The organism is Bradyrhizobium sp. 63_E2_N1_3, assembly GCF_052076005.1.
GTDB classification, from domain to species: Bacteria; Pseudomonadota; Alphaproteobacteria; order Rhizobiales; family Xanthobacteraceae; genus Bradyrhizobium; species Bradyrhizobium barranii.
In genome coordinates, this window is sequence record NZ_CP197235.1 from 2,973,649 (window position 1) to 2,992,054 (window position 18,406).

Annotated in this window: 16 protein-coding genes and 1 pseudogene; 11 read left to right on the forward strand and 6 right to left on the reverse strand. The window is 62.0% G+C overall.

Annotation, left to right across the window (positions count from 1 at the left end; all coding sequences use genetic code 11):
- The first annotated feature begins 55 nt into the window (after window positions 1-55).
- The 3 genes and pseudogenes from AB7531_RS13815 to AB7531_RS13825 all read left to right on the forward strand — a co-directional run bounded on the left by AB7531_RS13815 (window position 56) and on the right by AB7531_RS13825 (window position 1,656).
- Window positions 56-1,177 carry an IS630 family transposase gene (locus tag AB7531_RS13815; RefSeq protein WP_063981152.1) on the forward strand — a complete coding sequence of 374 codons (1,122 nt, stop codon included), beginning with the start codon at window positions 56-58 and terminating at the stop codon, window positions 1,175-1,177.
- Window positions 1,178-1,193: 16 nt separating this feature from the next.
- A pseudogene (locus AB7531_RS13820) lies at window positions 1,194-1,415 on the forward strand (TrbI/VirB10 family protein); the annotation flags it as partial.
- A gap of 7 nt (window positions 1,416-1,422) precedes the next feature.
- Window positions 1,423-1,656: a DUF2274 domain-containing protein gene (locus tag AB7531_RS13825; protein ID WP_084795049.1), complete on the forward strand. Its 234-nt coding sequence runs from the start codon at window positions 1,423-1,425 to the stop codon at window positions 1,654-1,656.
- Here the strand turns inward: AB7531_RS13825 and AB7531_RS13830 are convergent.
- Entirely contained in the window at window positions 1,632-2,582 is a 951-nt protein-coding gene (locus AB7531_RS13830) for a LysR substrate-binding domain-containing protein (protein WP_063982128.1), read from the reverse strand. The genes AB7531_RS13825 and AB7531_RS13830 overlap by 25 nt on opposite strands.
- Before the next feature lie 176 nt (window positions 2,583-2,758).
- Between AB7531_RS13830 and AB7531_RS13835 the strand changes: the two genes are divergently transcribed.
- Window positions 2,759-3,148 carry a hypothetical protein gene (locus AB7531_RS13835; protein ID WP_208070371.1) on the forward strand — a complete coding sequence of 130 codons (390 nt, stop codon included), beginning with the start codon at window positions 2,759-2,761 and terminating at the stop codon, window positions 3,146-3,148.
- Window positions 3,149-3,543: 395 nt separating this feature from the next.
- Window positions 3,544-3,930, forward strand: a complete 387-nt coding sequence (locus AB7531_RS13840) for a hypothetical protein (RefSeq protein WP_245328602.1) — start codon at window positions 3,544-3,546, stop codon at window positions 3,928-3,930.
- 183 nt (window positions 3,931-4,113) lie between these two features.
- Here AB7531_RS13840 and dusA read toward each other — a convergent pair whose 3' ends face one another.
- Window positions 4,114-5,097, reverse strand: a complete 984-nt coding sequence (dusA, locus tag AB7531_RS13845; RefSeq protein WP_225005777.1) for a tRNA dihydrouridine(20/20a) synthase DusA — start codon at window positions 5,095-5,097, stop codon at window positions 4,114-4,116.
- Between the two features lie 183 nt (window positions 5,098-5,280).
- Between dusA and AB7531_RS13850 the strand changes: the two genes are divergently transcribed.
- Entirely contained in the window at window positions 5,281-6,369 is a 1,089-nt protein-coding gene (locus AB7531_RS13850) for a tyrosine-type recombinase/integrase (protein ID WP_063982131.1), read from the forward strand.
- A gap of 681 nt (window positions 6,370-7,050) precedes the next feature.
- Here AB7531_RS13850 and AB7531_RS13855 read toward each other — a convergent pair.
- From AB7531_RS13855 to AB7531_RS13865, 3 genes are all read right to left on the reverse strand, one after another.
- Entirely contained in the window at window positions 7,051-7,479 is a 429-nt protein-coding gene (locus AB7531_RS13855) for a GlcG/HbpS family heme-binding protein (RefSeq protein ID WP_038957479.1), read from the reverse strand.
- A complete protein-coding gene (locus AB7531_RS13860; protein WP_063982133.1) occupies window positions 7,472-10,447 on the reverse strand; it encodes an FAD-binding and (Fe-S)-binding domain-containing protein in 2,976 nt (991 codons plus the stop codon). Before AB7531_RS13860 ends, AB7531_RS13855 begins: the two co-directional genes overlap by 8 nt.
- Window positions 10,448-10,551: 104 nt before the next feature.
- Window positions 10,552-11,289, reverse strand: a complete 738-nt coding sequence (locus tag AB7531_RS13865; RefSeq protein WP_063986224.1) for a GntR family transcriptional regulator — start codon at window positions 11,287-11,289, stop codon at window positions 10,552-10,554.
- Between the two features lie 131 nt (window positions 11,290-11,420).
- Between AB7531_RS13865 and AB7531_RS13870 the strand changes: the two genes are divergently transcribed.
- The 4 genes from AB7531_RS13870 (at window position 11,421) to AB7531_RS13885 (ending at window position 16,115) form a co-directional block, all read left to right on the forward strand.
- Window positions 11,421-12,623 carry a pyridoxal-phosphate-dependent aminotransferase family protein gene (locus AB7531_RS13870; protein WP_441279972.1) on the forward strand — a complete coding sequence of 401 codons (1,203 nt, stop codon included), beginning with the start codon at window positions 11,421-11,423 and terminating at the stop codon, window positions 12,621-12,623.
- A gap of 52 nt (window positions 12,624-12,675) precedes the next feature.
- On the forward strand, window positions 12,676-13,959 hold the full coding sequence (locus AB7531_RS13875; protein ID WP_208070387.1) for an MFS transporter: 1,284 nt from the start codon (window positions 12,676-12,678) through the stop codon (window positions 13,957-13,959).
- A 116-nt stretch (window positions 13,960-14,075) separates the two neighbouring features.
- The gene (locus AB7531_RS13880) at window positions 14,076-15,275 is read left to right on the forward strand and encodes a pyridoxal-phosphate-dependent aminotransferase family protein (RefSeq protein ID WP_063982136.1); all 1,200 of its coding nucleotides are present in this window, start codon (window positions 14,076-14,078) and stop codon (window positions 15,273-15,275) included.
- A 42-nt stretch (window positions 15,276-15,317) separates the two neighbouring features.
- On the forward strand, window positions 15,318-16,115 hold the full coding sequence (locus tag AB7531_RS13885; protein ID WP_063982137.1) for an enoyl-CoA hydratase/isomerase family protein: 798 nt from the start codon (window positions 15,318-15,320) through the stop codon (window positions 16,113-16,115).
- An 82-nt stretch (window positions 16,116-16,197) separates the two neighbouring features.
- Here the strand turns inward: AB7531_RS13885 and AB7531_RS13890 are convergent, their stop codons facing one another.
- The gene (locus tag AB7531_RS13890) at window positions 16,198-16,809 is read right to left on the reverse strand and encodes a prepilin peptidase (RefSeq protein ID WP_084795051.1); all 612 of its coding nucleotides are present in this window, start codon (window positions 16,807-16,809) and stop codon (window positions 16,198-16,200) included.
- 421 nt (window positions 16,810-17,230) lie between these two features.
- Here AB7531_RS13890 and AB7531_RS13895 point away from each other — a divergent pair, with 421 nt between their 5' ends.
- Window positions 17,231-18,205, forward strand: a complete 975-nt coding sequence (locus AB7531_RS13895) for a Bug family tripartite tricarboxylate transporter substrate binding protein (protein ID WP_028149699.1) — start codon at window positions 17,231-17,233, stop codon at window positions 18,203-18,205.
- The last annotated feature ends 201 nt before the right edge of the window (window positions 18,206-18,406 follow it).

Below are 18,406 nucleotides of genomic sequence, written 5' to 3' on the forward strand. Positions count from 1 at the left end.
CACGCCGGCCATCCGATTCAGTTGTTCGTGCGTGCCTCGAACGAGGAGGCACGCCATGAATGTACGCTATCGGGTCGAACTCAGCCAAATCGAGCGCACCGAACTGAGGGCGCTGCTCAGCGGCGGCAAGCATGCGTCCCGCAAGCTCAAGCGAGCGCAGATTTTGCTGGCCGCCGATGCCGAGACCAGCGACGAGGAGATCGCAAGGAGCGTCGGCGTGAGCGGCTCGACCGTGTACCGGACCAAGCGACGCTTCGTGGAAGGCAATCTGGAGCGGGCGCTGAGCGAAGAGCCGCGTCCCGGGGCGGAGCGCAAACTCACGGGCAAGGAAGAAGCCTTGCTGGTGGCGACAGCCTGCGCCAGTCCGCCAAGGGGCCGTGCCCGCTGGACGCTAAAGCTGCTGGCGGGTGCGATGGTCAAGCTCACCGAACACAAGAGCCTGTCGCACGAGACGGTTCGGCGGCGCCTGGCCGAGAATGCCCTCAAGCCCTGGCGCAAAGACATGTGGTGCATTCCGCAGGTCGACGGCGAATACGTCGCCCGCATGGAGGATGTGCTCGACCTCTATGCCGAGGCACCCGACTCCAGGCGGCCAGTGGTGTGCTTCGACGAAAGCCCGGTGCAACTCATCGGCGAAACGCGTCAGCCCATCCCGGCCAAGCCCGGCAGGCTCGAACGTTACGATTATGAGTATCGTCGCAATGGCACGGTCAATCTCTTCGTTCTCCTCGACGTGCATCGTCCCTGGCGCAAGGTCAAGGTCACCGAGCGGCGAGCGGCAAGGGATTACGCCCAATGCATGCGTGATCTCGTCGACATCCATTATCCCGACGCCGAGATCATCCGGGTCGTCCAGGACAATTTATCGACCCACTCCGCCGGCGCCCTCTATCAGGCGTTCCCGCCCGCCGAAGCCAGGCGGATTTTGCGACGGCTCGAGTTCCACTATACCCCAAAACACGCAAGCTGGCTCAACATGGTCGAGATCGAAATCGGCGTCCTGCGGGGCCAGTGCCTGGATCGCAGGATCGACGACCCTAAGCGACTGCGCCGCGAAATCACCGCCTGGGAACGACAACGAAATGCCGCCCGCTCCCGCATCAAATGGATGTTCACAACAGACAAGGCTCGCGCCAAAATGGCTGGCGCCTACCCCGCCACTTCCAAAGAGTCATAATCTCTGTGACGAGGTACTAGCCGTCGGCACCGAGCCCGGCGCGGGCTCAAATACGAACAGCAATGACAGCGCGATCCTCCAGGCGATGCGGCGCGGTGCAGGCGACTCCCTCAATCAAACAGGCCAACAGATCGTCCGTCGCAGCCTCGGTATTCAACCAACGTTGACCATCCGGTCCGGTTTCCCGGTGCGTGTCATCGTCAATCGAGATCTCGTTCTTGAGCTGTATAGAGGGTAGGTGTCTGGTGTCGAAGCTTAAGATCACGGCGTTGTCGGACGATAAGCCAGTCAAAGTCATGACGGAACTACCTGCTTCGGTGCACCGGGATTTGGTTGCGTACGCTGAAGCCTTGGCGCGCGAAACAGGCCAGGCGATTGATCCAATCAAACTGGTCGCGCCAATGCTGGCGCGATTTATGGCCGCAGACAGAGGCTTTGCGAAGTCAAAGCGCGTCTATCGCTCGGTTGGCGACGGGTAGCGCTCGGCTAAAAACGTCAGAAATGGACGTAATGCGAATTTCCTATTGCTGGGCATCCAGTGCGCATAAAAGCAGACGTCCACTTGACCCTGCTCGTCGTGCAATTCTCGATAAACAACGTCGTCTCCAACAGTGGCGACGTCGGAGTCTAGGATAAAGCTCACGCCGAATCCCAGTCTTGTGAACTTGTGAATGAGGTGCCGACTGACGTGATGCCGTTGCACGTTTTGGATGATCCCACGCATCTGGATTCTGGATTCTAACATTTCCTCCACGCTGCCGGCACGATCGGGCGTTACGAGCAAAATGGTTTGATCGCGAAGGTCCGTCCAGAAGACAGCTTCGTGGGAAGCAAGCGCGTGATCTGTCGGGAGCAAAACGAAAACCCGCTCGCGCCACAGCGCGTGCGCGTGGACGGTTGACGAGTCGGGCAGTCCTGATCCAATTATAATATCTGAATCGCTGCTCTGAAGAGATCTACGTAACCCTGTCGTAGATCGCTCTGTGGCGACTAGGTTAGTAGGAGCGCAACGTTGCCGAAAGCCGGCAAGGAGTTCTCCGAGGCGGCCAGGGGCGACCGACGCGCATAAGCCTACCCGAAGTTGATCAGACTGGCCACGTGCCAAGCCGCTTGTCGATTCGAGAAGTGCGTCAAGTTGCTCCAAAATTGAGATTGCGTGTTTCAAGAAATGCAGGCCAGCGAGGGTAGGTCGTACGCCTGTTGTCGAACGTTCGAATAAAGCCGCTCCAACCTGGGCCTCGAGTTGAGCCACCGCACGGCTCAATGCAGAATGCTGAACAGGAAGGAGCTCGGCGGCCTTCCGGAAGCTGCCGCATTCATATGCGAGTGCCGCGAATCGAAGGTGCTTGAGCTCGATCGCCTGTCCCGAGAGGTGGCGGTCGGACTTGGCCGAAAGGCTGCACATCCAATACGACCCCCTTGTCGATAATGAAGCCGGCACCTCCGAGGTAGGTCAGCTCAGATTTGGACGCACCTGTACGATTCGACAGGGGGCATTCCTCCCGAGATCGGGTATGGCGTTACAGGCGCGTCGGGACCAACGCTGTTGAACGCTCCGGTTACCCAAAAAGGAGCCTTGCTATGGCTTTCAGAGAATGGCTAGAAATTGAGCCTTTCGGCGAGGCTTCCGCTCAAAATGGCTTTGGCCCCACAAGCCGTATGCACAGATTCGGGCATCGTATCGCAGGGACTGACGCAGTTCTTGCAACTATCGAGATCCCATTGAGCATCGTGCTGCAGTCGATCCCAATCGAGGTGACTACGAGATTAACGCCGAGTGGCGCAATCAGAACCAACCTTCATTTGAATGAAAGAGGCATCCAAGAGACGCCGTTGATCCAGCTCGTCAAAGAGCTCCTGGAGCCGCGCGCTTTGGTGATGGAGGAGGTCCGCCTCTCGGACCTACAAGCGCTCCAGAGGAGCCTAGAAACTTCTATCCAGCTCGTGTCGGCTGTAACGGCTGCTCTCTAGGATTGGGGCATGAACCATGCGTTTGTGGGTCATGAGTGATCTCCATGTTATATTGACCCGTGGTTGGGATCTTGCGCCGCCGGCGGAGCGGCCAGAGTTCCACGTGTTGATTATGGCAGGCGAACTGATCCCGCGTGCCGAGCGTGGCGTCCGTTGGCTTTGAGGAGCGTGTGCCGGATAAGCCGGCCATTTACGTGCTGGGCAACCATGAGGCTTACGGGGCGGACGAGGCTCGGACAGTAGAGAAGGCTATGGACGCCGCCCGAGGCACAAAGATCTACGTGCTTCAAAATTGCGCGATCCCTTTTGGCTGTAACGTTCGCAGGAGCGACGTTGTGGACCGACTTCATGCTGCGGGGCGACATGTACGCGCAATGGCGATCGCGGACAAGCGAATGAACGACTTCAAGAAGATCCGGACCGACCGCCACAAGCGACCTTTTCGTCCGGCAAATGCGCTGTTCCGTCACCGGCAATCGCGAGCGTTTCTAGAGGCTGAAATGGGTAAGTCGAGGGGCGACCGCAAGTTGGTGATTGTCACCCATCACGCGCCGGTGCCGGATGCCCAACACTCTCGCGACTACGCGCAACTAACGGACGAAGAGATTTTAGCTGCAGCGTACCGTAGTGACTTGACGGCGCTCATGGGGCCCCAGTCGATTGAGAGGAAAGAAAACGCTGCGGCTGGCAGATGCTTGGATCTTCGGCCATACCCACGAATGCTTCGAAAAAACTTTGGCATGACGAGGGTCGTCTCTAACGCCAAGGGCCGCGGTCCATAGCTGCAGACGCAGCGCGCATGGGAAAATCCGACTTTTGATCCAAATTTCGTAGTCGAGATCCAAAGGGGAATAATTTGACAGCGTCAACCCGCAAGCACATCGGGCTTTCACCACGGTTATACTGTCTCTGCGATTTCAGTATAACCGGCGCACTGCTATTGCTTGGGCGAATGAAAGGCCAACTTAGGCTGCCTGTCGCTGGGAAATCTTGGCGATCGCGTCTTCTAATACCCGGACGTCAGCTCCGGGCCGCGTCCCGTTTTCCGCTAAATGTCGGCGGAAGGCGCGTGCGCCGGGCACAGCGTGAAATGCCCCGACGAAATGTCGCGTGATAGCATGCAGCCGTGTACCCCGCGCGAGTTGTCGCTCGATATAGGGCATCATCGCCTCGAGCGCGTCTTGCATGGTCGCATGCGGCGCCACCTCGCCGAAAATGTCTTGATCGACGGAGAGAAGCCGCCACGGCTCTTGATACGCGGCACGGCCGAGCATCACGCCGTCGACATGCGCAAGATGCGCTTTCGCTTCGTCAATGCCTGGGATGCCGCCATTGATGATGACCGGCACATCCGACATCGTGCGCTTGAGGCGGTAGACGCGATCATAGTCGAGCGGCGGGATGTCGCGGTTTTCTTTGGGCGACAGGCCGTCGAGCCAGGCCTTTCTGGCATGCACGGTCAGGGTATCGCAGCCGGAAGCGACGACGGCGCGCGCCAATTTATCCAGCGCGACTTCCGGATCCTGGTCATCGATGCCTATGCGGCATTTCACCGTGACGGGCACTTTGACCACGCGTTTCATCGCCTCGACGCAAACCGCCACAAGCTCTGGCTGCGCCATCAGGCAGGCGCCGAAGCGGCCGTCCTTCACGCGATCGGAGGGACAGCCCACATTGAGATTGATTTCGTCATACCCAAAATCCTCGCCAATCCGGGCGGCCTGCGCGAGGTCGCGCGGATCCGAGCCACCGAGTTGAAGCGCCACTGGATGCTCGATCGCGTCGAACCCGAGCAGCCGCTCTCGATCGCCGTGAATGATGGCGCCGGTGGTCAGCATCTCCGTATAAAGCAGCGCCCGCCGGGTCAGGTGACGATGGAACACCCGGCAATGCCGGTCGGTCCAATCCATCATCGGAGCCACAGAAAAGCGATAGGGAGCGGATTGCAACTTATGGCCCAACAAGGATGAAAGAACGCTTCGTGATCTCGTTGGAGATAACCCGGGGCCTGCGGAATTACAACCCAGCTCGCCTACGCGAGCGGCCCGTGCGGACATCTCTAGTGCGGACAAAGGGTTGCGAATTGATGTGCGGAGGACGCGATTTTTGTAACGGCAGCTGCGGGGACGATCATGGCGACACTTATTAGGCTCCCTTCGAGCAACTGGCGCATTCAAGTCCGTCGAAAGGGACAGTACGCCACGAGAACCTTTCGCAAAAAGGAAGACGCGGAGACCTGGGGTTTAGCCCTGGAACGTGAAATCGATCTTACCGCAAAGGCACCATCCGATTGGGACAAGCGAACGTTGGAAGAGCTTATTGATCTCTACCTTCAGGACATGCTGGAAGTTGGGAAGAAGGTTGGGAGAACCAGACAGCTCTTCCTCGAAAGCATTCGGCCCACTTTGGGTAAACTGAAGCTTTCAGAACTCACGCGAGCAAACTTCGTTGAATATGGTCGTTCGCGAGCAAAGGGGGGAGCTTCGGCAAGTACGGTTCAGTTCAACTTCTCCGATATAAGCGCAATCCTGACCTATGCTGAGGCCGTGCACGGCGCGCCGCTGCGTCACGACGAGTTTGACTTAGCTCGCGTAGCCCTAAAGAAGCTCGGTCTGATGAGAAAAAGTCGAGCAAGAACGCGGCGTCCCACCGTTGAAGAGATTCAGCGTTTGATCGAATTCTTCGCAGCCAGTCCACGCCGGTACATCCCCATGGATCGCATTATTCCGTTCGCAATTGCTACGGCGATGCGCGAAGGCGAAATCTTCCGAATCGAATGGGCTGATGTTGATATGAGAAAGCGCTTGATCAAGATCAGAGCCCGCAAGGCCCCCCAGGATCAAGACGACAATGACCAAGTTATACCGATGCTGAACGCGACAGGCTTTGACGCTTGGCAGCTAGTTCTCGAGCAGAGGATTGTGACCCGAGGCAAAGGGCGGGTTTTTCCTTATCGAGCAGCCAGCGCAGGCGCCGCCTTTGCCAGGGCGTGCCAGGTTCTTCACATCGAGGACCTACGATTTCACGATCTGCGCCGCGAAGCGGCAACACGACTCTTCGAAGCTGGATTGCCGATCGAAAGGGTTGCGCTTGTCACAGGTCACAAGGATTGGGAAACGCTAAGACGGTACACTCGTCTTAAGCCCGAGGATCTCGTGAAATTGCAGCCACCGGCGGAACTGTCGGTTGCGGATTATATAGATCAGTTGATGGATCCGTAAAAATGGCGGCGCACGGCAATCGGGTTGCTTCAGAGATAGTGCCAAGTTTGCGCAGCGAGATCTACCAGCGCGCACTCTACGTTGAGCCCCAAGGTGATTTCATCGAAATGGTTCTCATACGAATGGACGCTATCGAAGAGGCAGTCGTGGCGTGGGACAAGACTGCGAGACAACGGACGAAACGACAAAAGGTGGGTGAAAAATCTCGACTGGAATAGTGAGCTTACGGGCCGGCCATGCGGTGAACCTGATCGTTCAGATCGCGGCGGCGATTTACGTCTTAATCCGCGGCTTTGAATGCGCTCTTTTGGTTCTGTGCATGCCGCTGCCTTATCTGCGGGCCGGCTGATGACCATTCAACAGATGAGCAGATTGCCGCGCGTCGTCTGGCTCGATATTTACTGCTCTAGCAATGATTAGTGGTCACAAAATCCCGCATAGATGGCGGCGAGAACCACGTTGCGCGGCTAAACCTCCACAATAACATTGTGGGCTCGAGCGAGGAGCGGAATTTCTGAGAGAGGCCGGCCTTTACTGGCACGCCTAGAAGGCGGTCGGGCCGCCTGCAGCTTGGCGGTAAGTTGTTAATTCCCGTTTCATGCTTCAAACAGGATGACATCAGCCGCCGGCGAACTTTCAGCATCGACGCACGTTTTTGCTTTGCCTCGCCGCGGACGAGCGCTATCCAGCGTTTGCCTTCAACCCCGCCGCCTGGATTCCCGCGACCGCACAAGCCTCATCATTGTCGGAGGTGTCGCCAGACACGCCGACGGCACCGAGCAGCGTCGCGCCATCCATGATCAGCACGCCGCCGGGGACCGGCACGAGCGCGCCCTTGGCGATGGTGTTCACGGAATCGATGAAATAGGCCTGCTCCTGCGCACGCTGGAACAAGGCGCGCGAGCCCATGCCCATGGCGAGCGCACCATAGGCCTTGCCGTGAGCGATCTCGGCGCGCATCAGGCTGGTGCCGTCCTGCGCCGCGGCGATCTTGAGCACGCCGCGTGCGTCTAGGATGGTGACGACCAGCGGCTTGAGCTTCAGCTCGGTGGATTTTGCGAAGGCGGCGTCGAGGATCTTGCGGGCGGTGTCGAGCGAGAGGTCAGCCATGGCTGGTTTCCTTTTTAGGGTGAGAAGTGGAATTTGCTCCGGCGCGGTCGAGGCTCATCGCCAGCACGCGCGCGACGTGAAGCGCTTCGCGCTGGGCGCCGTCGTGGATCTGATGCCGGCAGGAGGTGCCGTCGGCAACGACGAGTGTAGCTTGGTCGGCGCGCCGCACCGCGGGCAACAGCGACAGCTCAGCCATCTCGATCGAGGCATCATAGGTGTCAGCGCCGTAACCGAACGCGCCGGCCATGCCGCAGCAGCTCGATTCGATGGTCTCGACCTTCAGGCCTGGAATGAGGCGCAGCACCTGCTCGACCGGCTTGAAGGCGCCGAAGGATTTTTGGTGGCAATGGCCGTGCACGACGGCTTTGTCGGCGACGGTGCCGAGCGGCAGTTGCAGCCTTCCGGCCTCCGCTTCGCGCACCAAAAATTCCTCGAAAGTCAGCGCGTGGGCGCCGACCGCCCTGGCATCGTTGTCCTTGCGCAGTGAGGTGAGCTCGTCGCGCAGCGTCAGCAGACAGCTCGGCTCGAGGCCGACGATCGGCACGCCGCGGGCGGCAAAGGGCGCGAACGCCGCCACGAGGCGGTCGAGCTCGGCCCTGGCTTCGTCGACGAGACCGGCTGAGAGGAATGTACGGCCGCAGCAGAGCGGGCGGCTGCCGCTCGCCGGCTTGGGCAGATGCACGCGATAACCGCCCGCGGCGAGCACGCGGAGCGCGGCGTCGAAATTTTCGCGCTCGTAGATGCGATTGAAAGTGTCCGTGAACAACACGACTTCACGGCCGGTCTCCGGCCCGACCGCTTCCGCGGGCGGCACGAACACGTCGCTGCGGAAGGCGGGCAGGGCACGGCGCGCGCTGATGCCGGCAAAGCGCTCGAACAGCTTTCGCAGCAACGGGCTGCGGTTGCGCAAATTGGCGAGTGGCGCGAAGCGCGACGCGAGACCGGCATAGCGCGGGAGGTAGCCGACCAGGCGGTCACGCAGGGTCAGGCCATGGGACGCGGCGCGGGCGGCGAGCACCTCGATCTTCATCTTGGCCATGTCGACGCCGGTCGGGCATTCGTGGCGGCAGGCCTTGCAGGAGACGCAGAGCTTTAGGGTCTCCATCATCTCGTCGGAGGTCAACGCATCGGGACCAAGCTGACCTGAGATGGCGAGCCGCAAGCTGTTGGCGCGCCCGCGGGTGACGTCCTTCTCGTTGCGCGTCGCGCGATAGGATGGGCACATCACGCCGCCCTCGAGCTTGCGGCAGGCGCCGTTGTTGTTGCACATCTCTACCGCGCCCTGGAATCCGCCGCCGGCGCCGGGATAGGCGGACCAATCCAGCATCGTCTTCAACTCGTTGACGCGGTAGTCGGGTTTGAAGCGGAACAGCGAGCGATCGTCCATCCGGGGCGCATCGACGATCTTGCCGGGATTGAGGACGCCCTCGGGATCGAAGCGGCTCTTCACCTCCCTGAAGTCGGCGACGAGACGCTCGCCGAACATGGTTTCGTGGAATTCGGAGCGCACCAGGCCATCGCCATGCTCGCCGGAATGCGAGCCCTTGTACTCGCGCACCAGCGTGAAGGCTTCCTCGGCGATCGCGCGCATCGCCTTGACGTCCTTCTCCAGTTTCAGGTTCAGCACGGGCCGTACGTGCAGGCAGCCCTCGGAGGCATGCGCATACATCGTGCCGCTGGTGCCGTGCTTTGCGAAAACCTCGCTCAAGCGCGCGGTGTAGTCGGCCAGGTGCGGCAGCGGCACGGCGCAGTCCTCGACGAACGAGACCGGCTTGCCCTCCTGCTTCATCGACATCATGACGTTGAGGCCGGCGGCGCGGAAATCGGCGATGCCACTTTGCGGCGCGGGCTCGGTGATCTCGACCACGCCGCCCCATTTACGCTTGTCGTTATTCCAGCCGAAGCCGAGATCGCCCATCAATTCGCCGAGTTGCTTGAGGCGCACCAGATTGTCGGCCTGGTCCTCTTCGGCGAATTCGACCACCAGAACGGCATCCGGATCGCCCTTGATGGCGGCGGAGATGATCGGCCTGAACATCGCGATGTCGCGGCCGAGCGCGAGCATGGTGCGGTCGACCAGCTCGACCGCGATTGGCTTGAGCTTGACCAGGTGCTGGGCGGCGTCCATCGCCTCGTAGAAACTGCCGAAATGGCAGATGCCGAGCGCCTTGTTGCGGATCACAGGCCACAACTTCAGCTCGACCTTGGTGGTGAAGGCGAGGGTGCCTTCGGAGCCGACCAGGAGATGCGCCATGTTGTTGCGCGCATTGCGCGGCGTCAGCGCATCGAGATTGTAGCCGCCGACACGGCGCTGCACCTTGGGAAAGCGCGCGGCGATCTCGTCGGCCTCGCGGGCGCCGAGATCGAGCATGTCGCGGAACAGGGCGCGCGCGCCGTCGTTCGCATCGAGATCGGAGAGATCGCGCGACACCTCGCCGTACCGGCCCAGCGTGCCGTCGGCGAGCGCCGCCTCCATCGACAGCGTGTTGTCGCGCATGGTGCCGTAGCGAAGCGAGCGGCCACCGCAGGAATTGTTGCCGGCCATGCCGCCGATCGTGGCGCGCGAGGCCGTGGAGACGTCGACTGGAAACCACAGGCCGTGCTTCTCGAGCTGACGGTTGAGGTCGTCGAGCACGATGCCGGGCTCGACCACGCAGGTGCGGCCCGCGACGTCGAGCGAGAGGATGCGGTTGAGGTGCTTCGAGAGATCGACCACGAGGCCGTCATTGACGCTCTGGCCGCATTGCGAGGTGCCGCCGCCGCGCGGGGTGACCTTGATGCCCTCGTCGCGGGCAATCGCCAGCGCTTTGAGGGCCTCGTCCATGGTCCTGGGCACGACCACGCCGGCCGGCACGATCTGGTAGAACGAGGCGTCGGTGGCATAGCGGCCGCGGCTGAAGCCGTCGAACAGGACGTCGCCGGTCATTTCCGCGCGCAGGCGCCGTTCGAGCGAGGAGGCGTTTGTCATCCCTGGTCCCGGATTGACCCAGCGAGGCCCAGCCTTGCTGAGTTATTCATTATTTCTCACGACCGATTATATTATGAATTCAAAATGAGCAAGTCGGTCGCCCCTCAGGGCGAGGCCGGTGCGTCCTCTTGGGGCTCGGTCAGGTGCTCGATCGCGGCCGCCCGCTTGTTGCGCAGGTGCTGGAACAGGATGTCGCTGAGCTCGCTGGCGGCGCGGCGGCGCAGCGCGTCGAGGATGGTCTCGTGCTCGCGCATTGCTTCCGCCCAGCGCTGCCGCTTGCGGGCGAAATTGGCGGAGTAACGGACCCGGCGGATGCGGCCTGCGAAGTTGGCGTAGGCGGTCTTCAGGGTCTCGTTGCGCGCGGCCGCGACGATGCTTTCGTGGATGCGCTGGTTGGTCTGGAAATAGCCGTGCATGTCGCGATGCAGATAGTGCCCGTACATCTCGTAATGCAGCTGCTCGATCGCGGTGATTTCTTCATCCGTAATGGCCTCGCAGGCGAGGCGCCCGGCAAGGCTCTCCAGCCCCGCCATCACGTCGAACAGCTCCTCGAGGTCGCGCTGGCTGAGTTGGCGGACGCGCGCGCCGCGGTTGGGCAGAAGCTCGATCAGGCCCTCGGAGGCGAGCACTTTCAGGGCCTCGCGCAGTGGCGTGCGGGAGATCCCGAGCATCGCGCAGAGCTGCCGCTCGGGGACGCGCGCGCCGTCGGGAATATTGCCCTCGACCACGTAGTCGCGCAGCCGCAGCAGGATCTCGCCGTGAAGCGAGGCCTCCTGGCGGTCGCCGCCGTTCGCGGCTGGTGGGGCGATCGGAACCCCGGTGTCGGGAATCGTGGATTTCATTGCAGCACAATAGTTTGCCTGTTTGATCGCGTCGATGTTCACAATCAAATACCAAAATTCGATTGAAAAGACAAAAAATGAATGCAAAATAGTTCCGAAGCCGGCGAGAGCCCGCCGACAGGGAGGTTTTCATGCACCAGGGACGCCATTTCCTTCAGATTCCCGGCCCGAGCCCGGTCCCCGAGCGCGTCCTGCGCGCCATGGACATGCCGGTCATCGACCACCGGAGCGCGGAATTCGGCGAGCTCGGCCGCGCCGTGCTCGAAGGCAGCCAGAAGATTTTCCAAACGGCGGGTCCGGTCGTGATCTTCCCCTCGTCGGGGACGGGCGCCTGGGAGGCCGCGATCGTCAACACGCTGTCGCCAGGCGATAAGGTGCTGATGGTCGAGACCGGCCATTTCGCCACCCTGTGGCAGCAGATGGCGGGGCGGTTCGGCATCGAGGTCGACTTCGTGCCCGGCGACTGGCGCCGCGGCGCCGATCCCGCATTGATCGAGGCGAAGCTCACCGAGGACAAGGCGCGCGCGATCAAGGCCGTCATGGTCGTGCACAACGAGACCTCGACCGGCGCGACCAGCCGCATCGCCGAGATCCGCGCCGCGATCGACCGCACCTCGCATCCGGCGCTGCTGATGGTCGACACCATCTCCTCGTTCGGCTCGGTCGACTACCGCCACGACGAGTGGAAGGTCGATGTCAGCGTGAGCTGCTCGCAGAAGGGTTTCATGCTGCCGCCCGGTCTCGGCTTCAATGCGATCTCGGAGAAGGCCCGCGCTGCTGCGAAGACCAACAAGATGCCGCGCTCCTATTTCGACTGGGAGGAGATGCTCAAGCCCAACGCCAACGGCTTCTTCCCCTACACGCCGGCGACCAATCTGCTCTACGGCCTGCGCGAGGCGATCGCGATGCTGCTCGAAGAGGGGCTCGACAACGTGTTCGCGCGCCATCAGCGGCTGGCTGCCGCGACGCGTGCCGCCGTCAGTCACTGGGGCCTCGAGATCCTCTGCCAGGAGCCCTCGGAGTTCTCGCCGGTGCTGACCGCGGTGCTGATGCCGCCCGGCCATGATGCCGATCAGTTCCGCCAGATCGTGCTCGACAATTACAACATGTCGCTCGGCTCCGGGCTCTCGAAGGTAGCCGGAAAAGTCTTCCGCATTGGCCATCTCGGCGAATGCAACGCGCTGACGCTGCTCGGCGCGCTGACCGGCGTGGAGATGGGCCTGTCGGTTGCGGGCGTGCCGCATCGCTCCGGCGGTGTCGACGCCGCGATGAAGCTGCTGGAGCAGCGCCCGCAGGGCAATGCCTCGCCGCATCTGAAAGTGGTCGGCACCTAGGTCGCGCGGGACACGCAAGGCCAATCATAAAAAACAGTCAGGGAGGGTGGAGATGGGAATTCGGTTCAAGGCCACGCATGTCGTCTTGGCGATGCTCTGCGCGATGTATTTCATCACCTATGTCGACCGGGTGAACATCGGCACCGCCGCGAGCGAGATCCAGAAGGAGCTGGGTCTGTCGAACACCCAGCTTGGCCTCGTCTTCTCCGCCTTCGCCTATCCCTATCTGCTGTTTCAGGTGATCGGCGGCTGGGTCGGCGATCGCTTCGGGCCGCGCAAGACGTTGTTCTGGTGCGGCATGATCTGGGCGGCGGCGACCATCTCGACCGGCTTCGTCAACGGCCTTGCCGCACTGTTCGTCGCGCGTTTCGCGCTCGGCTTCGGCGAGGGCGCGACCTTTCCGACGGCAACGCGCGCGATGCAATACTGGACGCCCGCGAACCGCCGCGGTTTTGCGCAGGGACTGACCCATTCCTTCGCCCGGCTCGGCAATGCCGTGACGCCACCGGTGGTGGCGTTGCTGATCCTCTGGCTGACCTGGCGCGGCGCGTTCGTCGTGCTCGGTCTCGTCAGCCTGGTCTGGGGCGTCGTCTGGGTCTGGTACTTCCGCAACGAGCCGAAGGAGCACGCCTCCATCACCGAGGCCGAGCTCGCCGCACTGCCGCCGCGCCCGACCGGCGAGCGGCCGCGCGTGCCGTGGGGGCCGTTGCTCGGCCGCATGTGGCCAGTGACGCTGACCTATTTCTGCTACGGCTGGTGCCTGTGGCTCTATCTCAACTGGCTGCCGCTGTTCTTCAAGAACAACTACAATCTCGATATCAAGAACTCGGCGCTGTTCGCCTCCGGCGTGTTCTTCGCCGGCGTGGTCGGCGACAGCGTCGGCGGCGTGCTCTCGGACAAGATCCTCGACCGCACCGGCAATGTCCGCCTGGCGCGGCTGAGCGTCACCGTTGCGGGATTTACCGGGGCGCTGCTTTCGCTGTTTCCGATCCTGTTCGTCCACGACATCACGATCGTCGCGCTGTGCCTGTCGGCCGGCTTCTTCTGCGCCGAGCTGGTGATCGGCCCGATGTGGTCGATCCCGATGGACATCGCCCCGAAATATTCCGGCACCGCCTCGGGACTCATGAACACCGGCTCGGCCTTCGCCGCCATCGTCTCCCCGCTCGTTGCCGGCTTCGTGATCGACGCGACCGGCAACTGGTACCTGCCGTTCCTGATGTCGATGGGGCTGCTGTTGCTCGGTGGCTTCTCCGCCTTCCTGATGCATCCGGAGCGCCCGTTTACGGAGGCCGAGGGGCGCCTGCCGGTCGGAAAGGTGGTGGCCGCGGAGTAGGGGCGGCGGAGGCCCGCCGCTTATGCATGGGAGGCGTCTTAAGGAGAGGGGACAAGCTGGTCAAATGGTGCTATTCGGCGCCCATTAAAACCAAGGCTAGACCGGGAAGGACGCCGATGACCGTGCACACTGGAAGGCATTTCTTACAGATTCCAGGACCGACCAATGTGCCCGACCGGGTGCTGCGGGCGATGGACATGCCGACGCTGGACCATCGCGGTCCGGAGTTCGCGGAGCTCGGTTTCGCGGTCCTCGCCTCGATGCAGCGGGTGTTCCGCACGCAGCAGCCCGTGATAATCTTCCCCTCGTCCGGCACCGGTGCCTGGGAAGCGGCGATGGTCAACGTGTTCGCCCCCGGCGACAAGGTTTTGATGTGCGAGACCGGCCAGTTCGCCGTGCTGTGGCGCGGCATCGCCGACAAGTTCAAGCTCGACGTCGACTTCATCCCGAGCGACTGGCGCCATGGCGCCGATCTCGCCGAGATCGAGAAGCGGCTTAGCGCCGACAAGCAGCACACGATCAAGGCGGTCTGCGTCGTCCACAACGAGACCTCGACCGGCTGCGTGACGCCGCCGCTCGACGTGCGCAAGCTGCTCGACCGCGTCAAGCATCCGGCCCTCCTGATGGTCGACACCATCTCCGGCCTTGGGTCGATGGAATACGAGCACGATGCCTGGGGCATCGACGTCTCGGTTGCCGGCTCGCAGAAGGGCCTGATGCTGCCCCCGGGCCTCGGCTTCAACGCCGTCTCGGAGAAGGCGCTCGCGGTGGCGAAGGCCAACCCCGGCATGCGCTCCTACTGGGATTGGCAGGAGGTCATCTCCTTCAACAAGCTCGGCACCTTCCCCTACACGCCCGCGACCAATCTACTCTACGGCCTGCGTGAAGCGGTCAAGATGCTGGAAGAGGAGGGGCTGGAGAATGTCTGGACCCGCCACAAGCGCCACAGCGCCGCGACGCGCGCCGCGGTCAAGGTCTGGGGCCTGGAGACGCAGTGCGCCGATCCCGCCGCACACTCGCCGGCGCTGACCGGCGTGCGCGTGCCCGATGGACACGACGCCGACGCCTTCCGCAAGGTGGTGCTCGAAAACTTCGACATGTCGCTCGGCACGGGCCTGAACAAGGTCAAGGGCAAGGTGTTCCGCATCGGCCATATCGGCCATTTCAACGACCTGATGCTGATGGGTACGCTCGCCGGCGTCGAGATGGGCCTGGATCTTGCAAAAATTCCGCACCGGAGCGGTGGCGTATTGGCGGCCATGGACGTCCTGAAGGGACGCGACGCGGTGCCGATGGCCAAGGCGCAGGTGGCCTGAAGGCTCAGGTGGCCCTGAACTAACCTAGAAAGTGAGCGCGCGATGAACGCACCGACGACGACCAACGAAGACCTGCTCTACTCCGTCCAGGACGGCATCGCGCGGATCACCTTCAACCGCCCCCAGGCGCGTAACGCAATGACCTTCGCCATGTATGACCGCATGGCGGAGATCTGCCAGGAGATCAACGCCGATCGCGCGATCAAGGCGCTGATCCTGACCGGCGCCGGCGACAAGGCGTTCGCCTCGGGCACCGATATTTCTCAATTCCGCGCCTTCAAGACCGCGCAGGACGCGCTCGACTACGAGGCTCGCATCGACCGCGTGCTCGGCACGCTCGAGCAGTGCCGCGTGCCCGTGATCGCGGCGATCGCGGGAGCCTGCACCGGCGGCGGCGCCGGCATCGCGGCCTGCTGCGACCTTCGCATCGGTACCGAAACCACGCGCATCGGCTTTCCGATCGCACGCACGCTCGGCAACTGCCTGTCGATGTCGAACATCAGCCGCGTCGTCTCGCTGGTAGGACCTGCCCGCACCAAGGATCTGATCTTCAAGGCGCGCCTCGTCGAGGCGCAGGAAGCGCTGTCGCTCGGCCTGCTCAACGAGGTCGTGCCCGACGTCGAGACGCTGCAGCGCCGTGCCGATGAGACCGCCAAGCTGGTCGCAAGCCACGCGCCGCTCACGCTTGAAGCGACCAAGGAGGCGGTGCGCCGCATCCGCCGCACGCTGTCGCGTGAAGAGGGCGAGGATTTGATCCTCAAGGCCTATATGAGCGAAGATTTCCGCGAGGGCATGGACGCCTTCCTCAACAAGCGCGCGCCGAACTGGAAGGGCAAGTAGCGCGCAACACTAGGTCTCCGCGTCTCGATCATTCACTGGTGGCCGCGAGACCGCCGGGGCATCGCCCTTGCAAGCCGCGAGGTCAACCCGGCCAGAAATACCCCCAGCGCCAGAGCAATTGTTCGCTCAGCCAGCCGATCCAAATCGCTGGCGCCATAAAAAGTCCGAACGGCAGGAATGCCGTACCTCGCAGAGACTGCCGTCGCACGACAGCATTGGCGGCGTAGGCGGCAATCGCCGAAAGTGCCGCCAATTCGATCACCGCAGCCGCCGTTGAAAGTTCGAGCCAGGCACCGGCAACCGCGGCAAGCTTGACGTCCCCAAGTCCCAATCCGTCCCGGCCGCGCCAGTGGCGGTAGAACAACAAGAGAAGAAGCAACGGCAGACTTACCGCTAAGGCGCGAAAGACCAGCCACAGCATGGATGATGCAGTGGCATTGAATAAGATCAATCCGCGTAACAAAGCAATTCCGAAAGCCGCGGCGGTCAGCTCGTTTGGAATGAGGTAGTGGCGGGCGTCGTTGCAGGCGATGCCGAGCATTAAGGCGGCGAGGTATGCACCTAACAGCCCATCCGCGCCCGGCGCGATCATGAGGCTCGTGACAACGAGCACGAATACGACAACAGCGAATGCCAAAGTGCTTTGAATTACTTCTGGTTTTCGACCAGCGGAATTCCGATTGAAATAGACCATAGGCTTTCGGCATCTGCGAAACGAGGAAACGCGCCCGTTCTTCAATGAAGCGACTGGAGACCAGTGATCATATCGGTTGCGTCTGGCGTGCTGGCCGATCCGCCCGATGATCTCGCGGGCTTTTTGGCACAAAGCTGTGACAAATTATCTCTCACCGCCAGACAGTAGGGAATTCCCGAACGATCGTAGGCGGCAAACCGAACTGCAGCGTTGATTTGGTGACTCGCCTTCTATTCCAGTCCCGAGATTTCAGCGGTCGAGCTTGCAATCGATCTCATTCCAAAGTCATAAGCGGAGCGGCGCCGGGCCGGCTTGAACTGGCCGGCATTCGCCCGCACAATGCAATTCGCATTGCTTCGCGAATTGCCAATCCGAACAAGAACATAGGCGAAAAATTGGGGAGACGCACGTGGGACATGGAATGAAGGCCGCGGTCGTGCTGGCCGCCGCGCTTTGTGGCGCGCCGGCTTTTGCCGGCTGGGAGCCGACCAAGCCCGTCGAGATCGTGGTGGCCGCCGGCGCGGGCGGCGCCTCCGACCAGATGGCGCGGATGATGCAGGCCGCCATTCAGAAGAACAATCTGATGAAGCAGCCGATCGTCGTCTCGCTTAAGGGCGGCGCCTCGGGCGCGGAAGCGCTGATGTACATGAAGTCCAGCGAAGGCGACCCGAACAAGGTGCTGATCGCCTATTCGCTGATCTACATGCTGCCGCTGTCGGCGAAGATCCCGTTCAACTGGCGCGAGCTGACTCCGGTCTCGGTGATCGCGCTCGACCAGTTCGTGCTGTGGGACAACAGCGCAGGTCCGAAGACGGTGAAGGAATTCGTCGCGGCCGCGAAGGCGGCGAGTTCGCCGTTCAAGATGGGCGGCACGGGCTCCAAGCGCGAGGATCACGTGCTGACCGTCTTCCTCGAGCAGAAGACCGGCGCAAAATTCTCTTATCTGCCCTACAAGTCCGGCGGCGAGGCCGCGACCCAGCTCGTCGGCAACCACACTGAATCCAACGTCAACAACCCGAGCGAAAATCTCGAAGTCTGGCGTGCCGGCCAGGTGCGTCCGCTCTGCGTGTTCGACAAGGAGCGCATTTCCTACACCAGCAAGGTGACGGACACGCAATCCTGGGCCGACATCCCGACCTGCAAGGAGGAGGGCGTCGACGTCCAGTATCTGATGCTGCGCGCGATGTTCCTGCCCGGCAAGGTCACGCCGGAGCAGCAGGCGTTCTATGTCGATCTGTTCCACAAGGTGACGCAGACCGCGGAATACAAGGACTACATGGAAAAGCAGGCGCTGAAGCCGATCTTCCTCACCGGCAAGGACATGGTGCAATTCCTCGAGGAGGACGATGCCACCAACAAGTCGCTGATGACGGAAGCCGGATTCGTCGCGAAGTAGCCGTCTCTCTTCTCCCTCTCCCCGTTCTTACGGAGAGAGGGCAGGGGTGAGGGGCTCTCTCCCCGAAGAGAGTGGCAGGCGGACTCGCGGAGAGTCCCCCCCTCACCCGGCGCTTCGGCGTTCTAGAAAACGGCCGCGGACGCGGCCTCTGCCTCTTCCCGCAAGCGGGGCGAGGTGACATCACTCCCGGCTTTTGCAAAG